The sequence below is a fragment of the Thalassococcus profundi genome (assembly GCF_003344785.1).
Lineage (GTDB): Bacteria > Pseudomonadota > Alphaproteobacteria > Rhodobacterales > Rhodobacteraceae > Puniceibacterium > Puniceibacterium profundi.
Map to the genome: position 1 here is coordinate 35,602 of NZ_QPMK01000004.1, position 25,148 is coordinate 60,749.

The window sequence follows — 25,148 nt, forward strand, 5'->3', positions numbered from 1 at the left end:
TTGGCTTTGCCATTTGCCCGCCTCGCGTGTTTGATGCGCCCGAACAGTTCCGGGGGCACCAGATGCAATACGACACCATCCTTTTCGACATCACCGACGACGTGGCCGTGGTCACGCTGAACCGGCCCGACGTGATGAACGCGCTCAGCACCCAGATGCGGGCCGAGATCACCGATGCGGTGACGCGCGGCGGGCGCGAGGCGCGGGTGGTGGTGCTGACCGGCGAAGGCCGCAGCTTCTGTTCCGGCCAGGACCTGAGCGACCGCGGCAATGCCGCGAACCTCGACCTGGAACGGACTTTGCGCGACGAATACGTGCCGATGCTGCGCGCGATCTTCGACTGCCCGGTTCCGACGATTTCCGCGGTGAATGGCGCCGCGGCGGGGGCAGGGGCGAACCTCGCACTGGCCGCCGACGTGGTGATCGCCACGGAAAGCGCCTTCTTCCTGCAGGCCTTTACCCGGATCGGCCTGATCCCCGACGCGGGCGGCACCTGGTACCTGCCGCGGCAGGTGGGGCTCGCGCGGGCCATGGGGGCCGCGCTCTTTGCCGACAAGATCACCGCCCGGCAGGCCGAGCAGTGGGGCATGATCTACGAGGCGGTGGCCGACGAGGCATTCGCCGCGCATTGGGCGGCGCGGGCCGGGCACCTGGCAAAGGGCCCGACCGCCGCCTATGCCCGCGTGAAGGAGTCGATGCGCGCCTCCTTTGGCAATTCTCTCGAAGAGCAACTGGCACTCGAGGCCAAGCTGCAGGGCGAATGCGGCAAGACCCGCGATTTCAAGGAAGGCGTCCTGGCTTTCCTGCAAAAACGCCCGGCGCAGTACGAAGGCCGCTGAACGCCTGCCAGACATGAGAAAAGGCCCGGAGCGGACACTCCGGGCCTTTTACTTTTCACGATGCCCGCGGATCAGGCGTACATCTCTTCCTCGTGGTCCTCTTCCTCGGCCGGGGCGTCCTCGGGCGTGTCTTCGAGCGGCGTGAAGAGGATGTCGTATTGCGACGGCGGCACCTCTTCCTGGGCCGGCTCGCCCTTGATCTTCAGCTCGACATTGTCGATCCGGATATCCTCGTTCGCCGCGGAGATGTCCGAGACGAAGCGGAATTGCACGTTCTCGCTCGCAGTGTCGAGAATGCCGCCCGAATAGGTGATTGCATTGCCGTGGTCGGTGATCTCCTGTCCGGTCTCCGACCCGACCAGCGCCGTGCCCTTGTCGTTGACCACGAAGTTGTCGAGCGTCACCCAGTCGCCGTCGTCGATCTGCACTTCGACCTTGAAGCTGTCCGCGTCGCGGCCCGAGTTTTCGAAATAGCGCGCGCAATCGGTGCGGGCGTCAAAGCTGAACTCCACGTCGCCGTCGGTCTCGACCTCCTTGAAGTAAAGCTCTCCGTCGTCGTAGCCGTCGGTCGCCAGCGCGTTGTACTGGACGTCCCAGTCGGTCCGCCCGACCACCGCGTCGCTGTGGGTCGGGTGCCAGACGTGGTTGAAATCCTCGGAAAAGGCGATCTCGTCCTCGGTCGGGTCGTCGGTAGTGGTGATCGTCACGTCGCTGAACTGCACGACCTCGTCCGAAGAGGTGAAGTCGGCCACGACGCGGAACTGCGCATTGTCTTCGACCGTGTCGAGGATGCCGCCGGAATAGGTCAGGTCGCTGAGGTTTTCGCCCAGCTTCTGGCCGGTCTGGTTTCCGACCAGCGCCTTCTGGTGATAATCAACCTCGAAGGTGTCCAGCGTCACCCAGTGGCCGCCGTCGATCTGCACCTGCACGTGCAGCTGATCTTCGAGCCAGCCCGAGTTTTCGAAGTTGTACGCCTTGTTGATCTTGCCGGTCAGCTCGAAGGTCACGGGACCGTCGCTGTCGACCTCTTCGAAGGTCAGCGCACCGTCGTAGCAGCCATTGGCGGTCAGCTTTCCGTTGGACATGTACCAGCGCGCATCGGAGGCGATGCCGGAGCTGTCGGCAGGATGGTAGACGCCCGAGGGATCGAATTCGAAGGCGATCTCCTGCACCGGTCCGCTGCCCGGCACGCCGGCCAGCAGAACCTGGCCCGCGCCGTCGTCGGAATTGACCACCGCCGTGAGCGAGCTCAGGTCGATGTCTTCGGCGGTGAGAGGGTTCAGGCTGTCGAGGTAGAAGGTGAAGAACCCGGTGCCCACCGTGCCGCTGGTGGAATCCGCGGTCTGGCCGAACTGCACCTTCACGTCGTAATTGTCCTGGGTCGTCGCACCGTTGGACAGGCTGTTCTCTGAATCGGCATTGGCCGAAAAGCCGGTCACGGCCTCTTGGTTGACCAGCGGGAAGATCACCAGGTCCGACGCCACGGCATCGTTGGTGAGGTTGAAGAAGACCCCGTCGAGGTCGAAGTTTGCAGGATCGTCCGGTTCGACCTGGAAAAACAGGTTGCCCTCATCCTCGAAGATGTAGACCCGCACCTGAGGATCGGTCCCCAGCACCACTTCCTTTGCATAGCCTGTCGGCATGGCTTGTCCCCCTTACAAGACAAATTGTGACCATTCACAGGCATTTCTTAGGCGCATCCGTTGCGCCGCGGATGCAATTTGTTTGAAACACTCTGTTTCCGCGGGGATTCGGCGGAGTTTGAAAGTCGCGCCGGGTCGGTATGCGCACAATCGCGTTCTTGGGCAGGTTTTGTCCCTGATCCGGAAACGCGGTGTCGTCGCGGGATCCGACGCCCATCACATGCGTCGGATGTCCCGGGTCAGAAACGAAAACGGCCCCGATGTTGCCATCGGGGCCTTGTCATGTGCTGCACCGTCCGCTCAGCGGTTCTCGATATCCGTGTAGTCGCGCAGCGTGTTGCCGAGATAGAGCTGCCGCGGGCGGCCGATCTTGAGCTGCGGGTCGCTGATCTGTTCCTTCCACTGAGAAATCCAGCCGACGGTCCGGGCCACGGCGAAGATCGGCGTGAACATCGAGGTCGGAAAGCCCATCGCCTCGAGGATGATGCCGGAATAGAAATCGACGTTCGGGAACAGCTTCTTGTCCGAAAAATAGGGATCGGCCAGCGCCGCCGCCTCCAGCTCCTTCGCGACCTGCAGGACCGGGTTGTTCTCGACGCCCAGAAGGTCCAGCACCTCGTCGGCGGATTGCTTCATCACCTTGGCGCGCGGGTCGAAGTTCTTGTAGACGCGGTGGCCGAAGCCCATCAGCCGGTAGGGATCGTTCTTGTCCTTGGCGCGGGCGATGAATTCCGGGATGCGGTCGGGCGTCCCGATTTCCTTTAGCATCTCGAGGCAGGCCTGGTTGGCGCCGCCATGCGCCGGACCCCAAAGGCAGGCGATGCCGGCGGCGATGCAGGCAAAGGGGTTGGCGCCAGAGGACGAGGCCAGACGCACGGTCGAGGTCGAGGCGTTCTGCTCGTGATCGGCGTGCAGGGTAAAGATCCGGTCCATCGCGCGGCTCAGGATCGGGTTGACCACGTATTCCTCGGCCGGGACGGCAAAGCACATGCGCAGGAAGTTCGACGCATAGTCGAGGTCGTTGCGTGGATAGATGAACGGCTGGCCGACGTGGTACTTGTAGGCCCAGGCGGCGATGGTCGGCATCTTGGCGATCAGGCGGATCGACGCGACCTCGCGCTGCCAGGGGTCCGAGATGTCGGTACTGTCGTGGTAGAAGGCCGACATCGCGCCGACGACGCCCACCATGACCGCCATCGGATGCGCGTCGCGGCGGAACCCGCGGAAGAAGTTCTGCATCTGCTCGTGCAGCATCGTGTGGTTGGTCACACGGTTCTCGAAATCCTCGAGCTGCGCGCCGGTGGGCAGTTCGCCGTAAAGCAGCAGGTAGCAGACTTCGAGGAAGTGCGATTTCGACGCCAACTGGTCGATCGGGTAGCCGCGGTGCAGCAACTCGCCCTTGTCGCCGTCGATAAAGGTGATGGTGCTGTCGCAGGATGCGGTGGAGGTGAAGCCCGGATCGTAGGTGAAGGCGCCAGTCTGGGCATAGAGCTTGCGGATGTCGATGACATCGGGACCCGCGGTCGGCGTGAACATGGGCAGTTCGTATTCGGTGCCGTCAATGTTCAGCGTCGCGGATTTTTTGGAGTCTGCCATGAATAGTGTCCTTTGTTCCAAGCTGCCGGGCGCTGCCGGCCTTCTATCCGTCAACGGTCTTGAGAAAGTGTGACCCGGAAGGGATCAGCCGCTCTCAAATTCCGCGGCCCGGCCCAGACGAGACAGGGTTTCGTCGCGGCCCAGGACCAACATCATGTCGAACACGCTCGGGGTGACCGCGCGCCCGGCAAGAGCGGCCCGCATCGGACCCGCCAGCTTGCCGAATTTGGTCTCGTGCGCCTCGGCAACCTGCGTGGTGACACGCTCCAATTCGTCTCGGGACCACGTAGCATTTTGCAGGTGCGGCGTCAACGCGGCCAGTATACTGCGGGATACCGGATCGAGTGCCTTGGCGGCTTTCTCATCCGGAAAAATCGGCGTTTCCGCCAGAATAAAGTGCGCTTTTTCAAGCAGTTCCGGTATGGTCTTGGCTCGGTCCTTGAGGCAGTACATCGCCCGTCCCAACCCGTCCGCCTGACCCGCGGTCAAGGGCGGATCGCCCACGGCGGCGCGGAATTGGGCGATTTCATGCAGCAGTGCAGCATCGTCGGCCATGGCGATCTGCTGACCGCAGATGTTCTCCAGTTTCTTGAAGTCGAGCCGCGCCGGAGACTTGCCGATTCCCGACAGGTCGAACCACTCCTGCGCCTGTGCATCCGTGAAGACCTCGTCGTCGCCATGGCTCCAGCCCAGCCGCGCGAGATAGTTGCGCATCCCCGCCGCCGGGTAGCCCATGGTCTGGTATTCCTCGAGCCCCACGGCGCCGTGGCGCTTGGACAGCTTCTTGCCGTCGGGGCCGTGGATCAGCGGGATATGCGCCCAGACCGGCACGTCCCAGCCCATGGCCGTGTAGATGCCCATCTGCCGAGCGGCGTTGTTGAGGTGATCGTCGCCGCGGATCACATGGGTCACGCCCATGTCGTGGTCGTCCACCACCACCGCCAGCATGTAGACCGGCGTGCCGTCCGAGCGTAGCAACACCATGTCGTCGAGCTGATCGTTGCCGATGCTGACGTCGCCCTGCACCGCATCCCGGATCACCGTCGTCCCGTCCAGCGGGGTCTTGAGCCGGATGACATAGGGCGCGTCCGGGTGGGTCACCGGATCGGCGTCGCGCCAGGGGCTCTGGAACAGGGTCGACCGGCCTTCGGAGCGGGCGGCCTCGCGGAAGGCCTCGATTTCCTCCTGGGTGGAGAAGCACTTGTAGGCGGCCCCCTTCTCAAGCAGCTGATGCGCCACCTCGGCGTGACGGTCAGCACCTGCGGCCTGGCTCACCACTTCGCCGTCATGGTCCAGACCCAGCCAGTCCAGCCCCTTGAGGATCGCGGCGGTCGCCTCGGGGGTCGAGCGGGCACGGTCGGTATCCTCGATCCGCAGCAGGAACTTGCCGCCACGGCCCCGCGCGAACAGCCAGTTGAACAGCGCCGTCCGCGCCCCGCCGATGTGCAGGTAGCCGGTCGGCGAGGGCGCGAAACGGGTGACGATCTCGGAGGCCATGGGGCGTTAACCTTATGATAACCGCAGGCAGATAGCGTTGAGGCTTCCTTAACCATTGGCCGCAGGGAGGACAAGCATGCGGCGGGTGCTGGCGCGGGTCGAAGCGGGGCTCCTGGGGCAGCGCGGGCATCTCTTTCCCTGGGTGCCGGTGTTCCTGGCGATCGGCATCGGCGGCTATTTCGCGCTGCGGTTCGAACCGCCGGTCTGGGCGCTGATCTCGTCCGGCCTTGGCGGACTCGTCCTGATCTGCCTGCACCGCTGGTGCGGCGCGCTTTCGGGAACGCTGCTGCTGGCCGCCGGGCTTGTCGCCTGCGGCGCCGCCCTCGCAGGCGCTCGCGCGCAGATGGTGGCCGCGCCACTGATCGAATACCGCTACTATGGCCCGATCGAGGGGCGCATCGTGGATATCGACCGCTCCGCCTCGGACGCGGTGCGGCTGACGCTCGACCAGGTGGTGCTGGAACGTATGGCGCCCGACCGGCGTCCGGAGCGTGTACGCGTGGCGCTGCATGGGCAACAGGGTTACATCGATCCGGCACCGGGGATGCGGGTGATCCTGACCGGGCACCTCTCGGCGGCCAACGGCCCGGTGGAGCCGGGCGGCTTCGACTTCCGCCGCCACGCCTGGTTCCAGCGTCTCGGCGCCGTCGGCTACACCCGCACGCCGGTGCTGAATCTTGAGGAACCGGGTCCGGGACTGCGCATCTTTGCCGCGCGCATGGCGTTGTCGGAGAGGGTGCAGAACGGCCTGCCCGGAGAGACCGGCGCCTTTGCCGCCGCGATCATGACCGGAGACCGCAGCGGCATGGGGCAGGGCACGCTGACCGCCCTGCGCCACAGCAACCTGGCGCATCTGCTGGCGATCTCCGGCCTGCACATGGGGCTTCTGGCCGGCTTCGTCTTCGGGGTCTTGCGCCTTGGCCTCATCGGTTTCGCCCTGCGCTATCCGGTCAAGAAGTTTGCCGCCACGGGCGCCTTGGCGGTGGCGGCGGGCTACCTCGCGCTCTCGGGCGGCAACGTGGCCACCGAGCGCGCCTTCGTCATGGTCGCCGTGGCGCTGCTCGCGGTACTCTGCGACCGCCGCGCGATCAGCCTGCGGGCGGTGGCGATCGCGGCGCTGATCGTGCTTCTGCTGCGGCCCGAAGCCTTGCTCGGCCCCGGCTTCCAGATGTCCTTTGCCGCCACCACCGCGCTCGTGGCCGTCTTCGCGGCTTTGCGACACATCCCGCCGGACCGCCGCGGGCCAAAGGTGCTGCGGGCGGCCGGGGCGGTGGTGTTGTCCTCGCTGGTCGCGGGGCTGGCCACGGCGCCCGTCGCCATGGCGCATTTCAACATCGTTTCGCATTACGGGCTGCTCGCGAACCTCGTCTCGGTGCCGCTGATGGGGGTGCTGGTGATGCCGGCCGCGGTGCTGGCGGCGCTGCTCATGCCGCTCGGGCTCGACTGGATCGGGCTGGCGTTGATGAAGCCGGGGCTGGACTGGATCCTGGGCGTCGCGCACCGCGTCAGCGGCTGGGACGGCGCGGTGGGCACCGTGGTGGCGCCGGACCCTGTGGTGCTGCCGCTGTTGGCCCTAGGTATGCTCTTCGTCCTGCTTTGGCAGGGCCGCCTGCGGTGGGCCGGGGTGGCGCCGGCGACGCTTGCGGGGCTGCTCTGGGTGCAGACCGACCGCCCGCCGGTGCTGATCGCCTCGGACGGGCGTCTGGTCGGCGTCATGGGCGTCGAGGGCCGCGCCCTGTCACGGGTGCGCGGCAACGGCTTCGCGGCGGAGGTCTGGCTGGAAAACGACGGCGACGGCGCCGATCAACCGGGGGCCGCGGCGCGCTGGCCCGGCGGGCTGGACGCGGCTGTCGTCGGGCATGCGCTGGGGACCGGCGCGCTCTGGCACGTGCCCGGAAAACGCGCCGCAGAGCAGTTTTCGGGCTGTGCCAAGGGTGACGTGGTGGTGAGTCCCGTGCCGCTGCCGCGGCTCGATTGCCTGACCTTCGGGCCGGAAGATCTGGAGAAAAGCGGCGCCGTGGCGCTCTGGCCGTCCGACACGACCCTGCCGCACATGCTCACCGCGCGGCAGGTGTCGGGACAACGGATCTGGCACGGCGCCGCGGCAGACACCACCGTCCGGCTTGCCCACCGCGGTCCCGGGTAACGATCAGTAGGTGCGGATCAGCCCGACCAGCCGGCCCTGAACGGATACCGCGCCAAGCGGCAGGATGCGCGGCTCGTAGGCCGGGTTCGCCGCCTCGAGCACGATCATGTCGCCCTTGCGCTGGAAGCGCTTGAGAGTCGCCTCGTACCCTTCGATCTGGGCCACGACGATATCGCCGTTGTCGGCGCTCGACGTTTCGCGGATCACCACGACGTCGCCGTCGTTGATGCCCGCGTCGATCATCGAATCGCCTTTGACTTCAAGCGCATAGTGGCGGCCCTTGCCGCTGATCATCTGGCCCGGCACCGCGATGTCGTCGGGGTTGTCGTTCAGCGCCTGGATCGGTTCACCGGCAGCGATACTGCCCACAAGTTGAACGCTGCTGACGTGCAGATCGGCCACCGGCTGCGCACCGGCGGGGCGGCTGTCGGGACGGTCGCCGTCGATCACCTGCGGGCTGAAACCGGCGGGCTTTCCGCCGATGCTGTCGGGCAGCTTCACGATCTCGATGGCGCGCGCGCGGTGCGCCAGACGGCGGATGAAGCCGCGCTCCTCCAGCGCCGTGATCAGCCGGTGAATCCCGGACTTCGACCGCAGGTCGAGCGCGTCCTTCATCTCGTCAAAGCTGGGCGGTACGCCGTCCCGCGCCACGCGCCGGTTGATGAAGTCCAGAAGGTCGAGTTGTTTCTTGGTTAGCATAATGCACTCCACGCCTTATCACGTTTTGTTCTACCCATGTTCTCCATTTGTGTCAACATTTTGTGGATAAGTCTTAAGATTCGGTGAAATGCGCACAAGAAAACGCGTCAGAGCGGGAGGTAGGCCACCGTTTCGCCCGCCGTCCGAGCGGGGTCATCGACCGGCCGCACCAGAAGCGCATTCGCTGCGCCCAGCACGCTCAGCAAGGCGCTGTCCTGCCGGTCGAATGCGGTGAGGCCATCGGCACCCAGATGCGCACGCATGTAATGCTCGCGTGGGCCATTGGCGGGGAGAGGTGCCGCCAGCGAGGCGCGGTGCAACGGTACCGGCGCGCGGCCGAGCCCCAGCATGGCGCGGATCACGGGCAGCACGAAGACATGGCCGCAAACCATTGCGCTCACAGGATTTCCGGGAAGGCCGATCATCATGGAGCCGTGCAGCCGTCCGGCCATGAGCGGTTTTCCGGGCCGCATCGCGACCTTGTAGAACGCTCGCTCCATGCCAAGATCGCCGGCCACCCGAGCGACCAGATCGTGATCGCCGACCGAGGCGCCGCCGATGGTCAGCACGAGGTCCGCACCCTTTGCCAGATCCAGCACCGTGCGCAGTGCGTCGGTGTCGTCGCGGGCGATGGGCAGCATGCGCGGCGCCGCGCCAGCAGCCCGCAAGAGCGCGTGCAGGCCAAAGCTGTTCGACGCGATGATCTGGTCGGGGCCGGGGTCGTCGCCGGGCATCACCAACTCGTCGCCGGTGGCGATGATCGCCACCACGGGTTTGCGGCGCACCGGCACAATCGCGATGTTCATCGCGGCCAGCAGGGCGATGTCGTTGGGGCCCAGCACACGGCCCGCTGTGACCACGTCGCCGCGTTTGAAATCGCCGCCTGCGGGGCGGATATAGCGGTTTTCGTCGAGGTCCGCCTTGAGCGTTATGCGGTCGCGGTCGCGGGTCACATCCTCCTGGATGATGACCCGCATGCCGCCGTCAGGAACCGGGGCACCGGTGAAGATGCGCACCGCCTCGCCGGGGCCGATCGGGCGATCGAAACCGTGGCCCGCCGCCGCTTCGCCGATCACGCGGAACGTGGCGCCGGGCTGTGGATCGGCATCGGGAATGGCATAGCCATCCATGGCCGAGGCGGCAAAGGGCGGCTGGTCGCGCCGCGCGGTGACATCGGCGCCCAGCACGCAGCCCGCCGCCTGAAGCAGCGGCACGTGGTCGACGGGCATGTCTGGCGCAAGCGCGAAAAGCTGGTCCAGCGCCTCTGAAACCGTGATCATGACGCCTCGTAACGTCCCGATTTTCCGCCGTCTTTCAGGATCACCCGGATGCCGCCGATCTGCATCGCCTTGTCCACCGCCTTGGCCATGTCGTAGACGGTGAGCGCTGCCGTGCTGACGGCGGTCAGCGCCTCCATCTCGACGCCGGTCTGGCCGGTGGTCTTGACGGTCGCTTCGATCCGCAGGCCGGGCAGGTCCGGGTCGGGTGTCAGTTCCACCGCGACCTTGGTCACAGGCAGCGGATGGCAGAGCGGGATGAGGTCCGGCGTCTTCTTCGCGCCCATGATCCCGGCAATCCGGGCGATGCCGATCACATCGCCTTTCTTGGCGCGACCTTCTGTAATGATATCATAAGTTTCCCGCGCCATGCTGATGTGGCCTTCGGCCACGGCGACACGCGCGGTCGTGGCCTTGTCCGACACGTCGACCATGTGCGCGTCGCCCTTGGCGTCGAAATGCGTGAGCCCGCTCATGCCGCCACCGGATCCTTGAGCAGCGCGCGGGTGGCCTCCGCCACGTTCTCCTGCCGCATCAGGCTTTCGCCGATGAGAAAGCTGCGCGCGCCACAGGAGGCCATGTCGGCGAGGTCCTCCGGGGTGTTGAGACCCGATTCCGAGATCATCAACCTGCCCGGCGGCACGGCCTTTGAAAGCTCACGCGTCGTCTCAAGTGTGGTCTCGAACGTCTTGAGATTGCGGTTATTTATCCCGATCAGAGGTGACTTCAAAACCAGCGCGCGGTCCAGTTCGGCGCGGTCATGCACCTCGATCAGCGCGTCCATGCCCCAGTCGAACGCCGTGTCCTCGAGCTCGGCAGCCTGTGCGTCGGACACGCTGGCCATGATGATCAGGATGCAGTCGGCATGCAGGGCCCGCGCCTCGACGACCTGGTATGGGTCGTACATGAAATCCTTGCGCAGCGCCGGCAGCGATGTTGCCTTGCGCGCTTGGGTCAGGAAGGGTTTGGCGCCTTGGAAACTGGGCCTGTCCGTCAGCACCGACAGGCAGGTCGCGCCGCCAGCCTCGTAGGCCTCTGCCAGCGACGCAGGATGAAAATCTTTTCGGATCAATCCCTTGGAGGGCGAGGCTTTCTTGACCTCGGCAATCAGCCCGTAGCCCTTGGCCTGCGCGCGTCCCAATGCTTCGGCAAAGCCGCGCACGGGCGGAGCGTTGTGGGCGGCGGCTTCCACATCTGCAAGCGGCAGCGACGCCTTGTCATCGGCGATCTCGTCGAGCTTGTAGGCCTTGATCCGGTCCAGGATCGTGTCGGTCATGTCAGGCATCCTCCGTTCCGGCCCAGCGGATGGGCGGCTCGCCTCTTTCCCTAAGCCAAGCGTTGATCCGGGAAAAGGGCCGTGATCCGAAAAAGCCGCGATAGGCCGACAGCGGCGAGGGATGCGGGCCTTGCAAAACCAGATGGCCGGGGCCGTGGATATGCCGGGCAAAGCGCTGCGCCGGACCGCCCCAGAGGACAAAGGCGCGCGGCCGGTCCGAGAGGTGCTCCAGAACCTCGGCCACCAGCCGGTCCCAACCCAGCCGCGCGTGGGCCTTGGGCTTGCCCTGCGGCACGGTCAGCGCGGTGTTGAGCAGCAGAACGCCTTGTTCGGCCCAGTCGGTGAGGTCCGTTCGCTGACGCGGCGTGCCAAGGTCGTCCTGCACCTCTTTGAAAATATTGCCAAGACTGTCCAGTCGCCCGCCGAAACCCTGGGGGATGGAAAAGGCGAGACCGTCCGCCTTGCCGGGCGTGTGGTAGGGGTCCTGGCCCAGGATCACGACGCGGGTCCGGTCGGGCGCACACAGGTCCAGCGCGCGGAACCGCGCGTCTGCGGGTGGAAAGACCGGGGCGGTCTCCTGCGCCAATGCGGTCTTGATCGCGGCGAATGGCGCACCGAAAAACGGCAGGTGCGCCCAGGCGGCGGGCGGCGCTGTCACGCGGCCTGCGTCGCCCGGGCGAGTGCTTCGATCTTGGCGCGGGCTGCGCCCGAATCGATGCTTTCCCGTGCCATTTCAACGCCTTCACGCAGATTTTTCGCGTGATCCGCGACCACCATGGCGGCGCTGGAATTGAGCAGGACCGCATCGCGGAAGGCCGAAGCTTCGCCGTCCAGCAGCGCGCGGAACGCGGCGCCATTCTGTTCCGGCGTGCCGCCGAGGATCGCCTCGAAGGGGTGCACCGGCAGGCCCGCATCCTCGGGGTGCAGTTCCGTCTCGGAAATGCTGCCGTCGGCCTCGAGCGCGGCGATCCAGCTGATGCCGGTGATGGTCAACTCGTCCGTGCCATCCGATCCGTGCACCAGCCATGCCCGTTCGGAGCCGAGCTGTGCCAGCGTTTCCGCCATCGGCCGGATCAGGTCGCGCGAAAACGCGCCGGTGAGCTGGCGCTTGACCCCCGCGGGGTTGGTGAGCGGGCCGAGGATGTTGAAGATCGTGCGCGTGCCCAGCTCCATCCGCACCGGCCCGACATGGGCCATGGCGGGGTGGTGCATGGGCGCCATCATGAAGCAGATGCCAACCTCTTTCAAAGCGCGTTCAACGTGTTGCGCGTCGATCATCACGTTGATGCCAAGCTGGCCCAAGGCGTCCGCCGCACCGGACTTCGACGACAGGTTGCGGTTGCCGTGCTTGGCGACGGGCACGCCGGCGCCTGCGACCACGAAGGCCGTGGCGGTCGAGATGTTGAGCGTGCCCTTGCCGTCGCCGCCGGTGCCGACGATGTCCATGGCGCCCGGAGGGGCCGCGACCTTGTTGCACTTGGCGCGCATGACGGCGGCGGCGGCGGAATATTCGTCCACCGTCTCGCCGCGGGTGCGCAGCGCCATCAGCAGGCCGCCCACCTGTGCGGGCGTCGCTTCGCCGTCGAAGAGGATGCCGAAGGCGGTTTCGGCCTCGGCGCGGGTCAGGGCGCGGTCGGCGGCGGCGCCGATCAGCGGTTTCAGCGCGGCGCTCATGCGGGCACCGGCAGGATGTCGAGGAAGTTGCGCAGAAGAGCGTGGCCATGCTCCGACGCGATGGATTCTGGGTGGAACTGCACGCCATGGATCGGCAGGTCGCGATGCTGCAGGCCCATGATCGTGCCGTCCTCAAGTTCGGCCGTGACGGTCAGGCAGTCGGGCAGGGTGGCGCGGTCCACCACCAGCGAATGATAGCGGGTCGCGGCAAAGGGCGAGGACAGGCCGGCAAAGACGCCGGTGCCGGTATGCATCATCTGGCCCATCTTGCCGTGCACGATGTCGCGGTGCTGCACCACCCGTCCGCCGAAGGCCTGCCCGATCGTCTGGTGCCCGAGGCAGACGCCCAAAAGCGGCATCCCGGTCTCGGCGGCCGCCTGGGTCAGCGCCAGGCAGATACCGGCATGGTCGGGGTCCGACGGCCCCGGCGACAGCAGGATGCCCGCGGGACGCAGCGCCATCGCCTCCTGCACGTTCAGGGCGTCGTTGCGGACCACCTTCACCTCAGTGCCAAGCTCGCCCACGTAATGCACGAGATTGTAGGTGAAGCTGTCGTAGTTATCTATCAGCAGCAGCATGGTGTTTCTTTGTTGGCAGGGCTGGTGGGGCACGCCCCGGTTGCCGTATAGATGGACCAGGGCGCGGAGCAGCGTCAAGAGCGTGCGGGACACACCCGGCGCGGCAGGCGCACGCAACAGGCGAAGTGAACGAGAGGACGGAACCCATGGCGAAAGGGTTTGTGGCGGGAGCGGTCTGGGGGCTGGTGGTCTCGGCGGCCGGGGCAGGGGCCGTGTCGCTGGCGGTCGGGGTGGCGCCGATCGTGGACGCGCCGCCCGCGCCCGAGGACATCGAGGTGGCGGTGCTGCCCGCCGATCCTGGCGAGGAGGTCGCGCCCGATCCGGTCGACGCGGCGACCCCGCCCGAGGAGACGCCGCAAGCCGAGGCGAGGACACCCGAGGCCGCGCTGCCCGACACGCCGCCTCTGCGCTTCGAGGACACCACCGAAACCCCGCCCGAGGCAGCCGCGCCGCCGGAACCGGCCCGTCGGCCCGGAGACGAGGCCGATGTGGCCGCTCCTTCGGACGCGGGCACCGCACCCGCGGCTCCCGAGGATGCGGCGGACGCCCCGCTGACCGCCGAGACAACCGAACCCGCAGCCGTGCCGGAGACGGCGTTGGCCGGAGATGCGCCGCCGGCGCCGGACCTTGCCGATCCGCCGGGCGGCGTCGACGTGGCGACAGACTCGCCGGTTCTGCCCAGCGTTCAGGCCGCGCTTCCCGAGGCGCCCGGTACGGAAACCGAACCCTCCATCGCCACTGAACCGGCGCAGCCGCCGATGCCGCAGGTGCCGTCGGAGGAGAGCGGCCTGATTGCGGATGCAGAGGAGGGATCGGGCGCGGTGTCGGCAGAGGCGGATGCGGGGACCGGTGACACCGACGCTGCGCCGCAGTCGATGGCGGCAGCACCCGAGACCGCAATGCCCACGCCGGACGCAGACGAGGCCGCTCCGGAAAATGCGGAGCAGCGCGCCGAGGATGTGGCGACCGCGCCCGACGCCGGGACCACTGTGCCGGATGTCGCAGAGGCCGAGGCGGCGCCCGATCCGGCCGAGACCGCTCCGGACGGCGCGGAGCCGGCGCCCGAGGTCATGGCGACCGCGCCCGAGACGGCTGCGCCGGATGCGGCTGAGGCAGAGGCCGAACCCGGGCGCGCGCCGCTGGCACGGATCACGCCCGACCCGACGCCCGGGACAGGAAGCGATGACGCGTCCGACACCGAGACGGCGGCAATTCCCCGGCCGGCCATCGGCACTCCGGCGGTGTCGTTGATCGACCGCGGCTCCGCCGTGCCGGACAGCCGTCTGCCGGTGGTGGGCGCGCCCGAGGACAGCGGCACGGCAGAGGCCACGGACCCGGCACCGCTGGTCGCTCATGCGGCTTCGGTCGATGTCGAAGCGGATCTGCCGCGCATGGCCATCGTGCTGATCGATCCCGGCAGCGGGCCGCTGGGGCCGGACACGCTGGACGCCTTCCCGTTTCCGGTGACCTTCGCGATCGACCCCAGCGCGCCCGAAGCGGCAGAGCGCATGAAAGGTTACCGCGAGCGCGGCTTCGAGGTCATGGCGCTGGCCGGTGTGCCGGACGGGGCGCAGCCGTCGGACGTGGAGGTGACGCTCGCCGCGGCGCTGCGCGCGGTGCCCGAGGCGGTGGCGGTGCTGGAAACGCCCGATGCGGGGCTGCAAGGCGCGCGCAATGTGTCGGACCAGGCCGCGCAGGTGCTGCGCGACAGCGGCCACGGGCTGGTGCTCCAGGCCAAGGGGCTCAACACGGCGACCGCGCTGGCGGCGCGCGAAGGTGTGCCTGCGGCGACGGTCTTCAAGGATTTCGACGGCGACGGGCAGGACCCGCGCGCGATCCGGCGGTTCCTCGACGGCGCGGCGTTCCGAGCCCGCCAGGACGGGGCCGTGGTGATGATGGGGCGGCTGACGGCGGACACGCTGTCGGCGCTGCTGCTCTGGGGCTTGCAGGACCGCGCCAGCCAGGTGGCACTGGTGCCGGTGTCGGTGGTGCTGAGCGAGGCGGCGGGGCTTTAGTGCGGTCGAGGCGGTCCGCGAGGGCCAAGGAGCCGCTTATCCGCCCTGACGGGCGTTTGCGCGACCGGCCCAGTCGGCAAGCGTGGTGGCCAGATCGCCGTAGCCGGTGAACCGCCATTCGAACGCCAGCCCCAGCCGCGCCGCATGGGCGCGGGCCTTTTCGACCAGGGCCGGATCGTCGGTCTGGGCCTGGTAGACCAGCTTTTCGTAATGGCCGAAATACATGTCGCGCAGCTGCGGATGCCGGTCGAGCCCGAGCGGCTTCCAGACGAAGGCATCGAACTGCCGCACCAGGAAATCCGTGAGGTAGAAGGCGGTGATCTCGTCACGCGCGGCAAAGTCCTGCACGCCTTCGAAAAAGGCATAGCAATGCGGACCCGCGACCATCTCGACTCCCATCTCGCGGCAGGCGGCCTCGAGCCCGCCGCCGGTGCCGCAATCTGCGTAGACCACGAAGATTTCCGAATAGTCCGCGCGGTGCTCTGCCACGGCGGCGCGGACCGCGTCCGTAATGCGGTCGGGATGGTTGTGCAGGATCGCGGGCAGACAGGCGAGGTCGATGTGGTGCCAGCCGTTCGCCGCCTTGAGGTCGAGGATTTCGCGGGCCAGCGCCCCGCAGGCGATCAGGAGGATGCGGCCCCGGCCTGCGGCGGGCAGACCGTCGCGGGTCAGATCCTCGTCGGTGACAGCTTGCGGATCAGGGGTGGCTGTCGTCATAGGGCACATGCGCCAGCGCCCAGCGGGCCAGCAGGCCCAGGGCCATGAGCACGGGCAACACCGTCAGCGCGCCCCAGGCGTTCAGGGCCCAGATCGTCAGGCCTGCCGCTGCGAGGACGGAAAAGATCATCAGTGCGAACGATGTGACTGGCATTCGAATCTCCCTTCACCCCACAATATGGGGCGATGGAGCCAAAAGAAAAAGACCCCCGGCCTGCGGCAAGGGGTCTGGTGGCGGTTGCGGGCGCGATCGGATGCAAATCAGCCGGCGGCGCGGCGATTGTGCTTGCGCAGGACGAAATCCTTGGCCGTCTCGACCGCCACGGCGGCGTCGCGGCAATAGGCGTCGGCGCCGATGGCCTTGCCGAATTCCTCGTTCAGCGGCGCGCCGCCCACCAGAACGATATAGTCGTCGCGAATGCCCTGTTCGACCATCGTGTCGATCACGACCTTCATGTAGGGCATGGTGGTGGTCAGCAGCGCCGACATGCCGACGATGTCGGCCTTTTCGGCGGCGGCGGTTTCGAGGTAATTCTCCACCGGGTTGTTGATCCCCAGGTCGACCACCTCGAACCCGGCGCCTTCCATCATCATGCCGACGAGGTTCTTGCCGATGTCGTGGATGTCGCCCTTGACCGTGCCGATGACCATCTTGCCGATGGTCGGTGCGCCGGTTTCCGCCAGCAGCGGTTTCAGGATGGCCATGCCGCCCTTCATCGCGTTGGCGGCCAGCAGCACCTCGGGCACGAAGAGGATGCCGTCGCGGAAGTCCTTGCCGACGATGGTCATGCCGCCGACGAGCGCCTTGGTCAGGATGTCGTAGGGTTGCCAGCCGCGTTCAAGCAGGATGTTCACGCCTTCCTCGATCTCTTCCTTGAGACCGTCGTAGAGGTCGTCGAACATCTGCTGGACCAGTTCGTCGTCGTCCAGTTCGGACAGGATGATGTCGTCTTCTTCGTCGGACATGGCGGGTTCCTTCAGGCGGGCGCGGATGACGCGCGCAGGTGGTGTTCGGTGACATATTCCACGAATTTCATCGCGGAGTTGCTGGTTTGCGACTTGCCGCGCGTGTAACACGACGCGCGGCACGGCGCCGGCGCGTCTGTGCCCCGGCGGCGACAGCCTGGATTGCAAATGTTCTTATTTCGTTCTAGCCTGTCGGAATGACAGTTCCGGAGAACAGGATCGCGCCGGATCGGCGCCGTGGACGCGGAACGGCCAGCTGCGATGCCGGGCGCTTCGAACGTCTGAACCGCGTGCTGGAAACCGACGGCTGGGAGATCGACCCCGAACTGCCGCCGCTGCGCACCCATGTGTCGGACGAACGTCCGCGCTCGGCCATCAGCTATGTCTCCTCGCCCGATCTGCCCTTCGACCGCACGCTGAATCCCTACCGGGGCTGCGAACACGGCTGCGTCTACTGCTTCGCCCGGCCCAGCCATGCCTGGCTCGGCCTGTCGCCGGGACTGGATTTCGAAACGCGGCTCATTGCCCGGCCGCAGATGCCCGAGGTGCTGGCGCGGGAATTGCGGGCGCGCGGCTACACCCCGCGGACGTTGGCCATCGGCACCAACACCGATCCATACCAGCCGATCGAGCGCGACCGCGGCATCATGCGCGCCTGTCTCGAGGTGCTGCGCGATTTTAACCACCCGGTGGCGATCGTGACCAAGGGCACGTTGGTCGAACGGGACATCGACATCCTGGCTCACATGGCGGCACAGGGGTTGGCGCGCGTGGGGGTCTCTGTCACCACGCTCGACCCGAAACTCAGCCGCCGGATGGAGCCGCGCGCGCCGTCCCCGGCGCGGCGGTTGCAGACCATCCGCGCGCTCAGCGGCGCGGGCATCCCGGTGCGGCTCATGGCCTCGCCGCTGGTGCCCGCGCTCACCGATCCCGAGCTCGAGGCCATCCTGGCCGCCGGGGCCGACGCGGGGGCGGATGCGGCGAGCTGGATCATGCTGCGGCTCCCGCACGAGGTGTCGGCGCTGTGGCGCGACTGGCTGGCGGAGCATTACCCCGACAGGGCGGAGCGGATCATGGGCCACCTGCGCGCCATGCACGGGGGCAAGGATTACGACAGCCGCTGGCATCACCGGATGCGCGGAGAGGGGCCTTACGCACAGGTCATCGCGCACCGCTTTGCCGTGGCCGCGCGGCGGCTGGGTCTCGACCGGACCACCGCACCGCTGCGCGCAGACCTGTTCCGCCCGCCGCCCAGGGCGGGGGATCAGCTGTCGTTGTTCTGAGCGGTCGATGGCGGTCATTCTCGGTTTCTGTTTCGGTCTCGGTTTCGGACAAGCGGCGTCAGGGCGCCTCAGGCGTTGAACGTACGAACAGGCGCGGGGCGCTCCCGGGTCGGCACCGCCGTGATGCCGCTGTGCCGGCAGAGGGAAGGGCGGCGCGCCGGATCGTCGCAGGCCGCGGGCTGCCATCCGCCGGCAAGCCGCGGCGGGCCGTCACCCCCGCCGACGTCCGCGGCGTTCGCGCTTCGGCGCGGTATCGTCACCGGTGCCATCGGTTTCCGATGAAAACGGCCCCAGCGCCGCGACGATCTGGTCGAGCGTCGGCGCCGGACCCTTGTCGCGGGTTTCGAGCGCCTCGCGCATGGCCCGCAGGTGTTCCGGCATGGTGCCGCAGCAGCCGCCGATGATCCGCGCGCCGCAGTTGCGGGCCATCACCGCGTAATCGGCCATCAGCTCGGGCGTGCCGTCGTAGTGGATGTGGCCGTCCTTGTATTTCGGAATGCCGGCGTTGCCCTTGGCGATGATCGGCATGTCGGTGCCTTGCGCCGAAAAACCGAGCACCGTGCGCAGGATGTCCGCCGCCCCGGTGCCGCAGTTGGCGCCGAAGGCCAGCGGCGCGTTCTCGATCCCGTCGACGATGCCCACCATGTCAGCCGAGGTGACGCCCATCATCGTGCGCCCGGCGGTGTCGAAGCTCATGGTGCCGCACCACGGCATGCCCGCCAGCTTGAATGCCTCGGCGGCGGCGCGGAATTCCTCGGGGGCCGAAATCGTCTCGACCCAGAGCACGTCGGCGCCGCCTGCCTTGAGCCCCTCGGCGGTCTCGTGGAACATCTCGACCGCCTCGGCATGGCTGAGCGAGCCCACCGGTTCCATGATGTCGCCGGTGGGGCCGACCGATCCGGCGACGACGATGTCGCGGCCCGAGGCATCGGCGATCTCGCGGGCGATCTCGGCGCTAAGGCGCGACAGTTCGTGCGCGCGGTGCTGGGCGTCGTGCAGTTTCAGCCGCGAGGCGTTGGCGCCGAAGGAGTTGGTCAGGAAGATGTCGCTGCCGGACTCGACGGCGCCGCGGTAGAGCGTGCGGATCTTGTCGGTCTCGGTCTCGTTCCAGAACTCCGGCGCGTCGCCGGAACTCAGCCCCATGTTGAAGAGGTTAGTGCCAGTGGCGCCATCGGCCATCAGCCAGTCGCGGGTCGCCAGCAGCTTGGAAAGCGCGTCGGTCATCGAAACATCCTGTCTGTCATTGCGCCTCTGTTTCACGGGCCGTGTCTTGAGGCAAATTCATAATATTCATCATCGTGATGAGCGAAACCGATATGCGAAACGCGCACCGGGTGCGGTGCGCGTTATGTCGGGGCGGTCTCGCCTCCGTTCCGCCCTGTCAGGGCGCGCGGGGTTATTCGTCCAGCAGCTGCGCCTTGGCCTCGGCTTCGCATTCGATCAGCTTGGCGCGGATCTCGGCGTCGGTGGCCTTGCTGCCCAGATCGCCCGCGACCTTGCGGATCACGTCCTCGTAGCCGGCCTCTTCGAAATCGGCCTTCACGACCTCTTTGGCATAGTCCTCGGCCTCGCTGCCGGTCTTGCCCAGAAGGCCGGCGGCCCAAAGGCCCAGCAGCTTGTTGCGCCGCGCCTCGGCGCGGAACTGCATCTGCGCGTCATGCGCGTACTTGTTTTCGAATGCGTTTTCGCGGTCGTCGAACGTGCCCATCGGCCTCGTGCTCCCTCAAGCGTGAATGTTGCCCAAGGATATGCAACGCGCGGGGTCCTTTCGCAAGGGCGCAGGGCCGGCGCCTGTGCCGATGCAGCCGCTTGCGACGGTGACGCCCATGGACTAAGAGAGCGCAACGGCGCGGACACCGCCGCGCGCCCCCGGACAAAGAGAGCTGCCATGGCACGCCGTAAGAAAATCTACGAAGGCAAGGCGAAGATCCTGTACGAAGGCCCCGAACCGGGCACCATCGTGCAGTATTTCAAGGACGATGCCACCGCCTTCAACGCCCAGAAGAAGGACGTGATCGACGGCAAAGGCGTGCTCAACAACCGGCTGTCGGAATTCTTCATGACCGGGCTGAACGGTATCGGGGTGCCCACGCATTTCATCAAGCGGCTGAACATGCGCGAACAGCTGGTGCGCGCGGTCGAGATCGTGCCGCTCGAGATTATCGTGCGCAACTACGCCGCCGGGTCGCTGTCCAAGCGACTGGGCATCGAGGAAGGCACGGCGCTGCCGCGCCCCATCGTCGAATACTGCTACAAGGACGACAAGCTGGGCGATCCGCTGGTCACCGAAGAGCATATCGCCGCCTTCGGCTGGGCCAGCCAGCAGGACATGGACGACATCCTGAGCCTGGCACTGCGGGTCAACGATTTCCTCTCGGGCGTGATGATGGCGGTCGGTATCCGGCTGGTGGACTTCAAGATCGAGGTGGGTCGGGTCTATGACGGCGATTTCCAGCGGCTGATCGTGGCCGACGAGATTTCGCCCGACAGCTGCCGGCTGTGGGATCTCGAGACAGGGCAGAAGCTCGACAAGGACGTATTCCGCCGCGACCTCGGCTCGCTGACGGATGCCTATACCGAAGTGGCGCGGCGGCTGGGTGTGATGCCCAAGAACGCCACGCAGATGACGAAGCCGACGCTGATCAACTGACGGCGTGCCCGGCGCGTGCGTCGGGACATGCGAGTTTATCGGCAAGATGAAGCCGGGGCGCCGCGCGTCCCCGCGAGCGGAGAAAACGATGAAGGCACGCGTGTTTGTAATGCTGAAGGACGGCGTTCTGGACCCGCAGGGGGCGGCGGTGCAGCACGCACTCGGCGGGCTCGGCTTCGAGGGGGTCGAGGGCGTGCGCCAGGGCAAGGTGATTGAACTCGACCTTGCCAAGGGCACCACCGAAGAGACCGTGCGCGAGATGTGCGAGAAGCTGCTCGCCAACACCGTGATCGAAAGCTACCGGATCGAAATGGCCTGATTGCCGCGACGCCGCCGGCCAGAGCGTGTTCCCGACCGGTCCCAAGGAGTGTGTTCCATGAAAGCCGCCGTCATTGTCTTCCCCGGGTCCAACTGCGACCGCGATCTCGCCACGGCCTTCGCCGCGGCGGGCTGCGATGTCAGCATGGTTTGGCACAAGGACACCGACCTGCCAGCCGGTGTCGACATCGTCGGCATCCCCGGCGGCTTCTCCTTCGGCGATTATCTCCGCTGCGGCGCCATCGCAGCCAATTCGCCGATCTGCCGCGCGGTCAAGGCGCATGCCGACCGGGGCGGGTATGTCTTCGGCCCCTGCAACGGCTTCCAGATCCTGACCGAGACCGGGCTGCTGCCGGGTGCGCTGCTGCGGAACGCCGGCCTGAAATACATCTGCCGCACTGTCCCGCTGGTCGTGGCCACTTCTGACAGCGTCTATACGCGCGGCTACGATGCCGGCGACACGATCCGCATTCCCATCGCGCATCATGACGGCAACTACACCGCCGATGCCGCGACGCTGGACCGGCTCGAGGCCGAGGACCGCATCGCCTTCCGGTATGGCGCCAATCCCAACGGATCGGCCCGCGACATTGCCGGCATCCTGTCCGAAAACCGCCGCGTTCTGGGGCTGATGCCGCATCCCGAGCGCGCCGCCGACGCGGCGCAAGGCAACACCGACGGCGCGCCGTTTTTCCGTCATCTGACCGAGGCGCTGACCGCGGCCTGAGGCATCTTTCCGCCGCGCCTTCGGTGACGGCCCATGCCGCCGCTTGAGCCTGCGGGCGCGCCCACGTATCGTGACAGAATGGACAAGCCGCAAGACGCCCTGGACGAGGCCCGCCGCACCGCGCCGCTGAGCTGGCGGGTGCGGGTGGCGCTCTGCGGTCTGTTCCTGCTCGCGGTGGCGACGGTCTGGATCACCAATGCGCTGCTCACCGACCGGTTCACCGAAACCACGCGCAATCGCGCCGAGCTGCGGCTTGCGCTCTATTCCGGCAACCTGCTGTCCGAACTACGCCGCAACGCCATCGTACCGCAGCTTCTGGCGCGCGATCCGGCGCTGATCGGCGCGCTCAATTCCAACGATTTCAGCCAGAGCTCGCAGCGGCTGATCTCTTACGTGGACGAGATCGGCGCGGCTTCGCTGATGCTGCTGGATGGCGACGCGCGCACCGTTGCGGCCACCGACCGCAACCGGCTGGGGGAATCGCACAGGAACGCGCCCTATTTCGTGGATGCGCAGCGCTCGAACGCGACCGTCTTCACCACGATCCAGCGAGAGACCGGCGGCTACAGTTTCACCTATTCGCGCCGCGTCGACGACCAGGGCAGCACCATCGGCGTGATCGTGGTGGAAGTGGACCTTGCCAAGTTCGAACGCTCCTGGGCGGGGATTTCCGACGCGGTGCTGGTCACCAATTCCGAAGGCACGATCATCCTTGCCACGGAACCGCGCTGGCGCGGGCTGACGCCGACCGAGGCGCTGCGCCGCGAACCGCCCGACAGCGCCATCGAACGCGCCATCCAGGCCACCGCCGATTGGACCGCATTGCCCGCCGATGCCTATGTGCAAGGCGAGGCGGTGATGCGGATCGACGGGCGCATCCCGTTCCGCGGCTGGTCGATGACCAGCTTCACCACCTATTCCTCGGTGCGTGAGAGGGTGAACGGCGTGCTGGCGCTGGAGATCATGGGCTTCGCGATTCTGGCCGCACTCGCCTTCTATGCGCTCAGCCGCAAGACCGCGCTGCGGATGGCGCTGTTCCAGCGCGAGTCGGCGGAGTTGCGCCAACTCAACGCCCGGCTCCAGCGGGAAATCGCCGAGCGCGAGCGCGTGCAGAAGACCCTTGCCGTGGCCGAGCAGACGCTGGCGCAAAGCTCCAAGCTCGCGGCCCTGGGCGAGATGTCGGCCGCCGTCAGTCACGAATTGAACCAGCCGCTGGCGGCTATGAAGACCTACCTCGCCGGTGCGCGGCTCCTGTTGCGCCGCAACCGGCCCGACGAGGCGCTGACCGCGTTCCACCGCATCGACGACCTCATCGAGCGTATGGGCGGCATCACCCGGCAGCTGAAATCCTATGCCCGCAAGGGCCAGGCGGAGTTCTCGCCCGTGGACATGGGCGATGCGCTGGCCGCGTCCCTGTCGATGATGGAGCCGCAGCTGAAGTCCCGCAAGGTCAAGATCACCCGCATCCTGCCGGACCAGCCGGTCCGCGTCATGGGCGACCGGATGCGGATCGAGCAGGTGATGATCAACCTGCTGCGCAACGCGCTCGACGCCACCAAGACCGTGCGCGATCCGCAGGTCGATATCATCCTCGCCTCCGGAGAGACGGCCACGCTCACCGTGCGCGACAACGGGCACGGGATTGAGGACCTCGATGCACTCTTCGAGCCGTTCTACACCACCAAGCAGCCGGGCGACGGTGTCGGACTGGGGCTTGCCATTTCCTCGGGGATCGTCAACGACCTCGGCGGCCGCCTGACCGCGCGCAATGCGGAAGTCGGCGGGGCTGTGTTCGAGATGCAGCTTCCTATATTGAATGAAGAGACCAGGGCCGCGGAGTAAGCAGCAGATGTCGAAGGCGATGAAAATAGCGATTGTCGATGACGAGAAGGACATGCGCCAGTCGATCAGCCAGTGGCTGGCGCTCTCGGGCTACGACACCGAGGTGTTTGCCAGCGGCGAAGAGGCGCTTGGCGTCGTCGGGCCGGACTATCCGGGCATCGTGATCTCGGATATCCGCATGCCGGGGATGGACGGCATCCAGCTTCTGCGCAAGCTGATGGGCGGCGACTCGGCCCTGCCGGTCATCATGATCACCGGCCATGGCGACGTGCCGATGGCGGTCGAGGCGATGCGCATCGGGGCCTTCGACTTCCTCGAAAAGCCCTTCAACCCGGACCGCATGTCGGAGCTTGCGAAGAAGGCCACCAACGCCCGGCGCCTGACGCTGGACAACCGCGCCCTGCGCAAGGAGCTGTCGGACGGCGGCCAGATCATGCGCAAGCTGATCGGCGCCAGCCCCGCGATGGAGCGGCTGCGCGAGGACGTGCTGGATCTGGGACAGGCCGACGGCCATGTGCTGATCGAGGGCGAGACCGGCACCGGCAAGACCCTGATCGCCCATGCGCTGCACGCGGTGGGCAGCCGCGCGGGCAAGAAATTCGTGCTGCTGTCCTGTGCCGCCATGGACGAGGATACGCTGCTGCGCCGACTCTTCGGACCCATGCAGCCCGACGACACCCGGCTTCCGGCGGTCGAGGAGGCGCGGGGCGGGACCATGGTTCTCGAGGATATCGAGGCGCTGTCGGATTCCGCGCAGGCGCGGCTCCTGTCGGTCATCAATGACCAGGGCACGCCGCCCGAGACCCGCATCGTCGCCATCTGCAACCTTCAGGACGAGGGCCGGACCTGCGAATCCGCCCTGCGCTCCGATCTCTATTACCGGCTTGCGGCGCTCAAGATCACCGTGCCGCCGCTGCGCCAGCGCGGCGAGGACATCCTGACGCTTTTCACCCGGCTGTCGGAGCAATATTCCGAGGAATACGGCTGCGACGCGCCGCAGGTCAGCGCGCAGGAGGCGGCACAGCTTTTGCAGGCGCCCTGGCCCGGGAACGTGCGCCAGCTCATCAACCTTGCCGAACGGGCGGTGCTGCAGTCGCGCCGCGGCTCGGGCACGATCGCGTCGCTCTTGATGTCGGATCACGACGAGATGCAGCCGGTGATGACCACCGAAGGCAAGCCGCTCAAGGAATACGTTGAAGCCTTCGAGCGGATGCTGATCGACAACACCATGCGGCGGCACAAGGGCTCGATTTCCGCGGTGATGGACGAGCTCTGCCTGCCGCGCCGGACGCTGAACGAGAAGATGGCGAAATACGGCTTGCAGCGGTCGGATTACCTCTGAGCGCATTTCTGGTGGACAGTGCGGGAGCGAGGGGCCAGCCCCTCGCGCTCCCCGGAGGTTTAT

24 protein-coding genes are annotated in these 25,148 nt (G+C 66.9%); 9 read left to right on the forward strand and 15 right to left on the reverse strand.

Annotated elements, in window-relative coordinates:
• The first annotated feature begins 62 nt into the window (after positions 1–62).
• Entirely contained in the window at positions 63–839 is a 777-nt protein-coding gene (locus tag DU478_RS07260) for an enoyl-CoA hydratase-related protein (RefSeq protein ID WP_114510501.1), read from the forward strand.
• A gap of 71 nt (positions 840–910) precedes the next feature.
• On the opposite strand, the gene DU478_RS07265 is transcribed toward DU478_RS07260, so the two are convergent.
• From DU478_RS07265 to gltX, 3 genes are all read right to left on the reverse strand, one after another.
• Positions 911–2,482 carry a hypothetical protein gene (locus DU478_RS07265; protein WP_114510291.1) on the reverse strand — a complete coding sequence of 524 codons (1,572 nt, stop codon included), beginning with the start codon at positions 2,480–2,482 and terminating at the stop codon, positions 911–913.
• Positions 2,483–2,782: 300 nt separating this feature from the next.
• Entirely contained in the window at positions 2,783–4,078 is a 1,296-nt protein-coding gene (gltA, locus tag DU478_RS07270) for a citrate synthase (protein WP_114510292.1), read from the reverse strand.
• A gap of 84 nt (positions 4,079–4,162) precedes the next feature.
• Positions 4,163–5,575 carry a glutamate--tRNA ligase gene (gene gltX, locus DU478_RS07275; RefSeq protein ID WP_114510293.1) on the reverse strand — a complete coding sequence of 471 codons (1,413 nt, stop codon included), beginning with the start codon at positions 5,573–5,575 and terminating at the stop codon, positions 4,163–4,165.
• A 76-nt stretch (positions 5,576–5,651) separates the two neighbouring features.
• Here gltX and DU478_RS07280 point away from each other — a divergent pair, with 76 nt between their 5' ends.
• A complete protein-coding gene (locus DU478_RS07280) occupies positions 5,652–7,721 on the forward strand; it encodes a ComEC/Rec2 family competence protein (protein ID WP_114510294.1) in 2,070 nt (689 codons plus the stop codon).
• A gap of 3 nt (positions 7,722–7,724) precedes the next feature.
• On the opposite strand, the gene lexA is transcribed toward DU478_RS07280, so the two are convergent.
• The 7 genes from lexA to DU478_RS07315 form a co-directional block, all read right to left on the reverse strand.
• Positions 7,725–8,420, reverse strand: a complete 696-nt coding sequence (gene lexA, locus DU478_RS07285; RefSeq protein WP_114510295.1) for a transcriptional repressor LexA — start codon at positions 8,418–8,420, stop codon at positions 7,725–7,727.
• 107 nt (positions 8,421–8,527) lie between these two features.
• Entirely contained in the window at positions 8,528–9,700 is a 1,173-nt protein-coding gene (locus DU478_RS07290; RefSeq protein WP_114510296.1) for a molybdopterin molybdotransferase MoeA, read from the reverse strand.
• Positions 9,697–10,173 carry a cyclic pyranopterin monophosphate synthase MoaC gene (moaC, locus tag DU478_RS07295; RefSeq protein WP_114510297.1) on the reverse strand — a complete coding sequence of 159 codons (477 nt, stop codon included), beginning with the start codon at positions 10,171–10,173 and terminating at the stop codon, positions 9,697–9,699. Before moaC ends, DU478_RS07290 begins: the two co-directional genes overlap by 4 nt.
• Positions 10,170–10,973, reverse strand: a complete 804-nt coding sequence (gene trpC / locus DU478_RS07300; RefSeq protein WP_114510298.1) for an indole-3-glycerol phosphate synthase TrpC — start codon at positions 10,971–10,973, stop codon at positions 10,170–10,172. Before trpC ends, moaC begins: the two co-directional genes overlap by 4 nt.
• A gap of 1 nt (position 10,974) precedes the next feature.
• Positions 10,975–11,631 (reverse strand): uracil-DNA glycosylase, encoded by a 657-nt coding sequence (locus DU478_RS07305; RefSeq protein WP_114510299.1) that lies wholly within the window; start codon positions 11,629–11,631, stop codon positions 10,975–10,977.
• On the reverse strand, positions 11,628–12,647 hold the full coding sequence (trpD, locus tag DU478_RS07310) for an anthranilate phosphoribosyltransferase (protein WP_114510300.1): 1,020 nt from the start codon (positions 12,645–12,647) through the stop codon (positions 11,628–11,630). The genes DU478_RS07305 and trpD overlap by 4 nt, the downstream gene beginning before the upstream one ends.
• Positions 12,644–13,225 carry an aminodeoxychorismate/anthranilate synthase component II gene (locus DU478_RS07315; RefSeq protein ID WP_114510301.1) on the reverse strand — a complete coding sequence of 194 codons (582 nt, stop codon included), beginning with the start codon at positions 13,223–13,225 and terminating at the stop codon, positions 12,644–12,646. The genes trpD and DU478_RS07315 overlap by 4 nt, the downstream gene beginning before the upstream one ends.
• 146 nt (positions 13,226–13,371) lie before the next feature.
• Between DU478_RS07315 and DU478_RS07320 the strand changes: the two genes are divergently transcribed.
• Positions 13,372–15,240, forward strand: coding sequence for a divergent polysaccharide deacteylase family protein (locus DU478_RS07320; RefSeq protein WP_114510302.1), 1,869 nt, complete (start codon positions 13,372–13,374; stop codon positions 15,238–15,240).
• Positions 15,241–15,276: 36 nt separating this feature from the next.
• Here DU478_RS07320 and DU478_RS07325 read toward each other — a convergent pair whose 3' ends face one another.
• The 3 genes from DU478_RS07325 to DU478_RS07330 all read right to left on the reverse strand — a co-directional run bounded on the left by DU478_RS07325 (position 15,277) and on the right by DU478_RS07330 (position 16,923).
• Positions 15,277–15,957 carry a DUF1638 domain-containing protein gene (locus tag DU478_RS07325; protein ID WP_114510303.1) on the reverse strand — a complete coding sequence of 227 codons (681 nt, stop codon included), beginning with the start codon at positions 15,955–15,957 and terminating at the stop codon, positions 15,277–15,279.
• Positions 15,938–16,111: a hypothetical protein gene (locus DU478_RS23105; protein WP_199488298.1), complete on the reverse strand. Its 174-nt coding sequence runs from the start codon at positions 16,109–16,111 to the stop codon at positions 15,938–15,940. The genes DU478_RS07325 and DU478_RS23105 overlap by 20 nt, the downstream gene beginning before the upstream one ends.
• 107 nt (positions 16,112–16,218) lie before the next feature.
• A complete protein-coding gene (locus tag DU478_RS07330; RefSeq protein WP_114510304.1) occupies positions 16,219–16,923 on the reverse strand; it encodes a corrinoid protein in 705 nt (234 codons plus the stop codon).
• A gap of 197 nt (positions 16,924–17,120) precedes the next feature.
• On the opposite strand from DU478_RS07330, the gene DU478_RS07335 reads away from it, so the two are divergent.
• Positions 17,121–18,206: a PA0069 family radical SAM protein gene (locus DU478_RS07335; RefSeq protein WP_114510305.1), complete on the forward strand. Its 1,086-nt coding sequence runs from the start codon at positions 17,121–17,123 to the stop codon at positions 18,204–18,206.
• Positions 18,207–18,416: 210 nt separating this feature from the next.
• On the opposite strand, the gene bmt is transcribed toward DU478_RS07335, so the two are convergent.
• Positions 18,417–19,430 (reverse strand): betaine--homocysteine S-methyltransferase, encoded by a 1,014-nt coding sequence (gene bmt, locus DU478_RS07340; protein WP_114510306.1) that lies wholly within the window; start codon positions 19,428–19,430, stop codon positions 18,417–18,419.
• A gap of 172 nt (positions 19,431–19,602) precedes the next feature.
• A complete protein-coding gene (locus tag DU478_RS07345) occupies positions 19,603–19,914 on the reverse strand; it encodes a DUF1476 domain-containing protein (protein WP_114510307.1) in 312 nt (103 codons plus the stop codon).
• Positions 19,915–20,094: 180 nt separating this feature from the next.
• On the opposite strand from DU478_RS07345, the gene purC reads away from it, so the two are divergent.
• From purC to DU478_RS07370, 5 genes are all read left to right on the forward strand, one after another.
• Entirely contained in the window at positions 20,095–20,856 is a 762-nt protein-coding gene (purC, locus tag DU478_RS07350) for a phosphoribosylaminoimidazolesuccinocarboxamide synthase (protein ID WP_114510308.1), read from the forward strand.
• An 88-nt stretch (positions 20,857–20,944) separates the two neighbouring features.
• The gene (gene purS / locus DU478_RS07355) at positions 20,945–21,175 is read left to right on the forward strand and encodes a phosphoribosylformylglycinamidine synthase subunit PurS (RefSeq protein ID WP_114510309.1); all 231 of its coding nucleotides are present in this window, start codon (positions 20,945–20,947) and stop codon (positions 21,173–21,175) included.
• A gap of 57 nt (positions 21,176–21,232) precedes the next feature.
• Positions 21,233–21,901: a phosphoribosylformylglycinamidine synthase subunit PurQ gene (purQ, locus tag DU478_RS07360; protein ID WP_114510310.1), complete on the forward strand. Its 669-nt coding sequence runs from the start codon at positions 21,233–21,235 to the stop codon at positions 21,899–21,901.
• Between the two features lie 78 nt (positions 21,902–21,979).
• Positions 21,980–23,743 (forward strand): sensor histidine kinase, encoded by a 1,764-nt coding sequence (locus DU478_RS07365; RefSeq protein ID WP_114510311.1) that lies wholly within the window; start codon positions 21,980–21,982, stop codon positions 23,741–23,743.
• Positions 23,744–23,750: 7 nt separating this feature from the next.
• The gene (locus tag DU478_RS07370; protein ID WP_114510312.1) at positions 23,751–25,085 is read left to right on the forward strand and encodes a sigma-54-dependent transcriptional regulator; all 1,335 of its coding nucleotides are present in this window, start codon (positions 23,751–23,753) and stop codon (positions 25,083–25,085) included.
• The last annotated feature ends 63 nt before the right edge of the window (positions 25,086–25,148 follow it).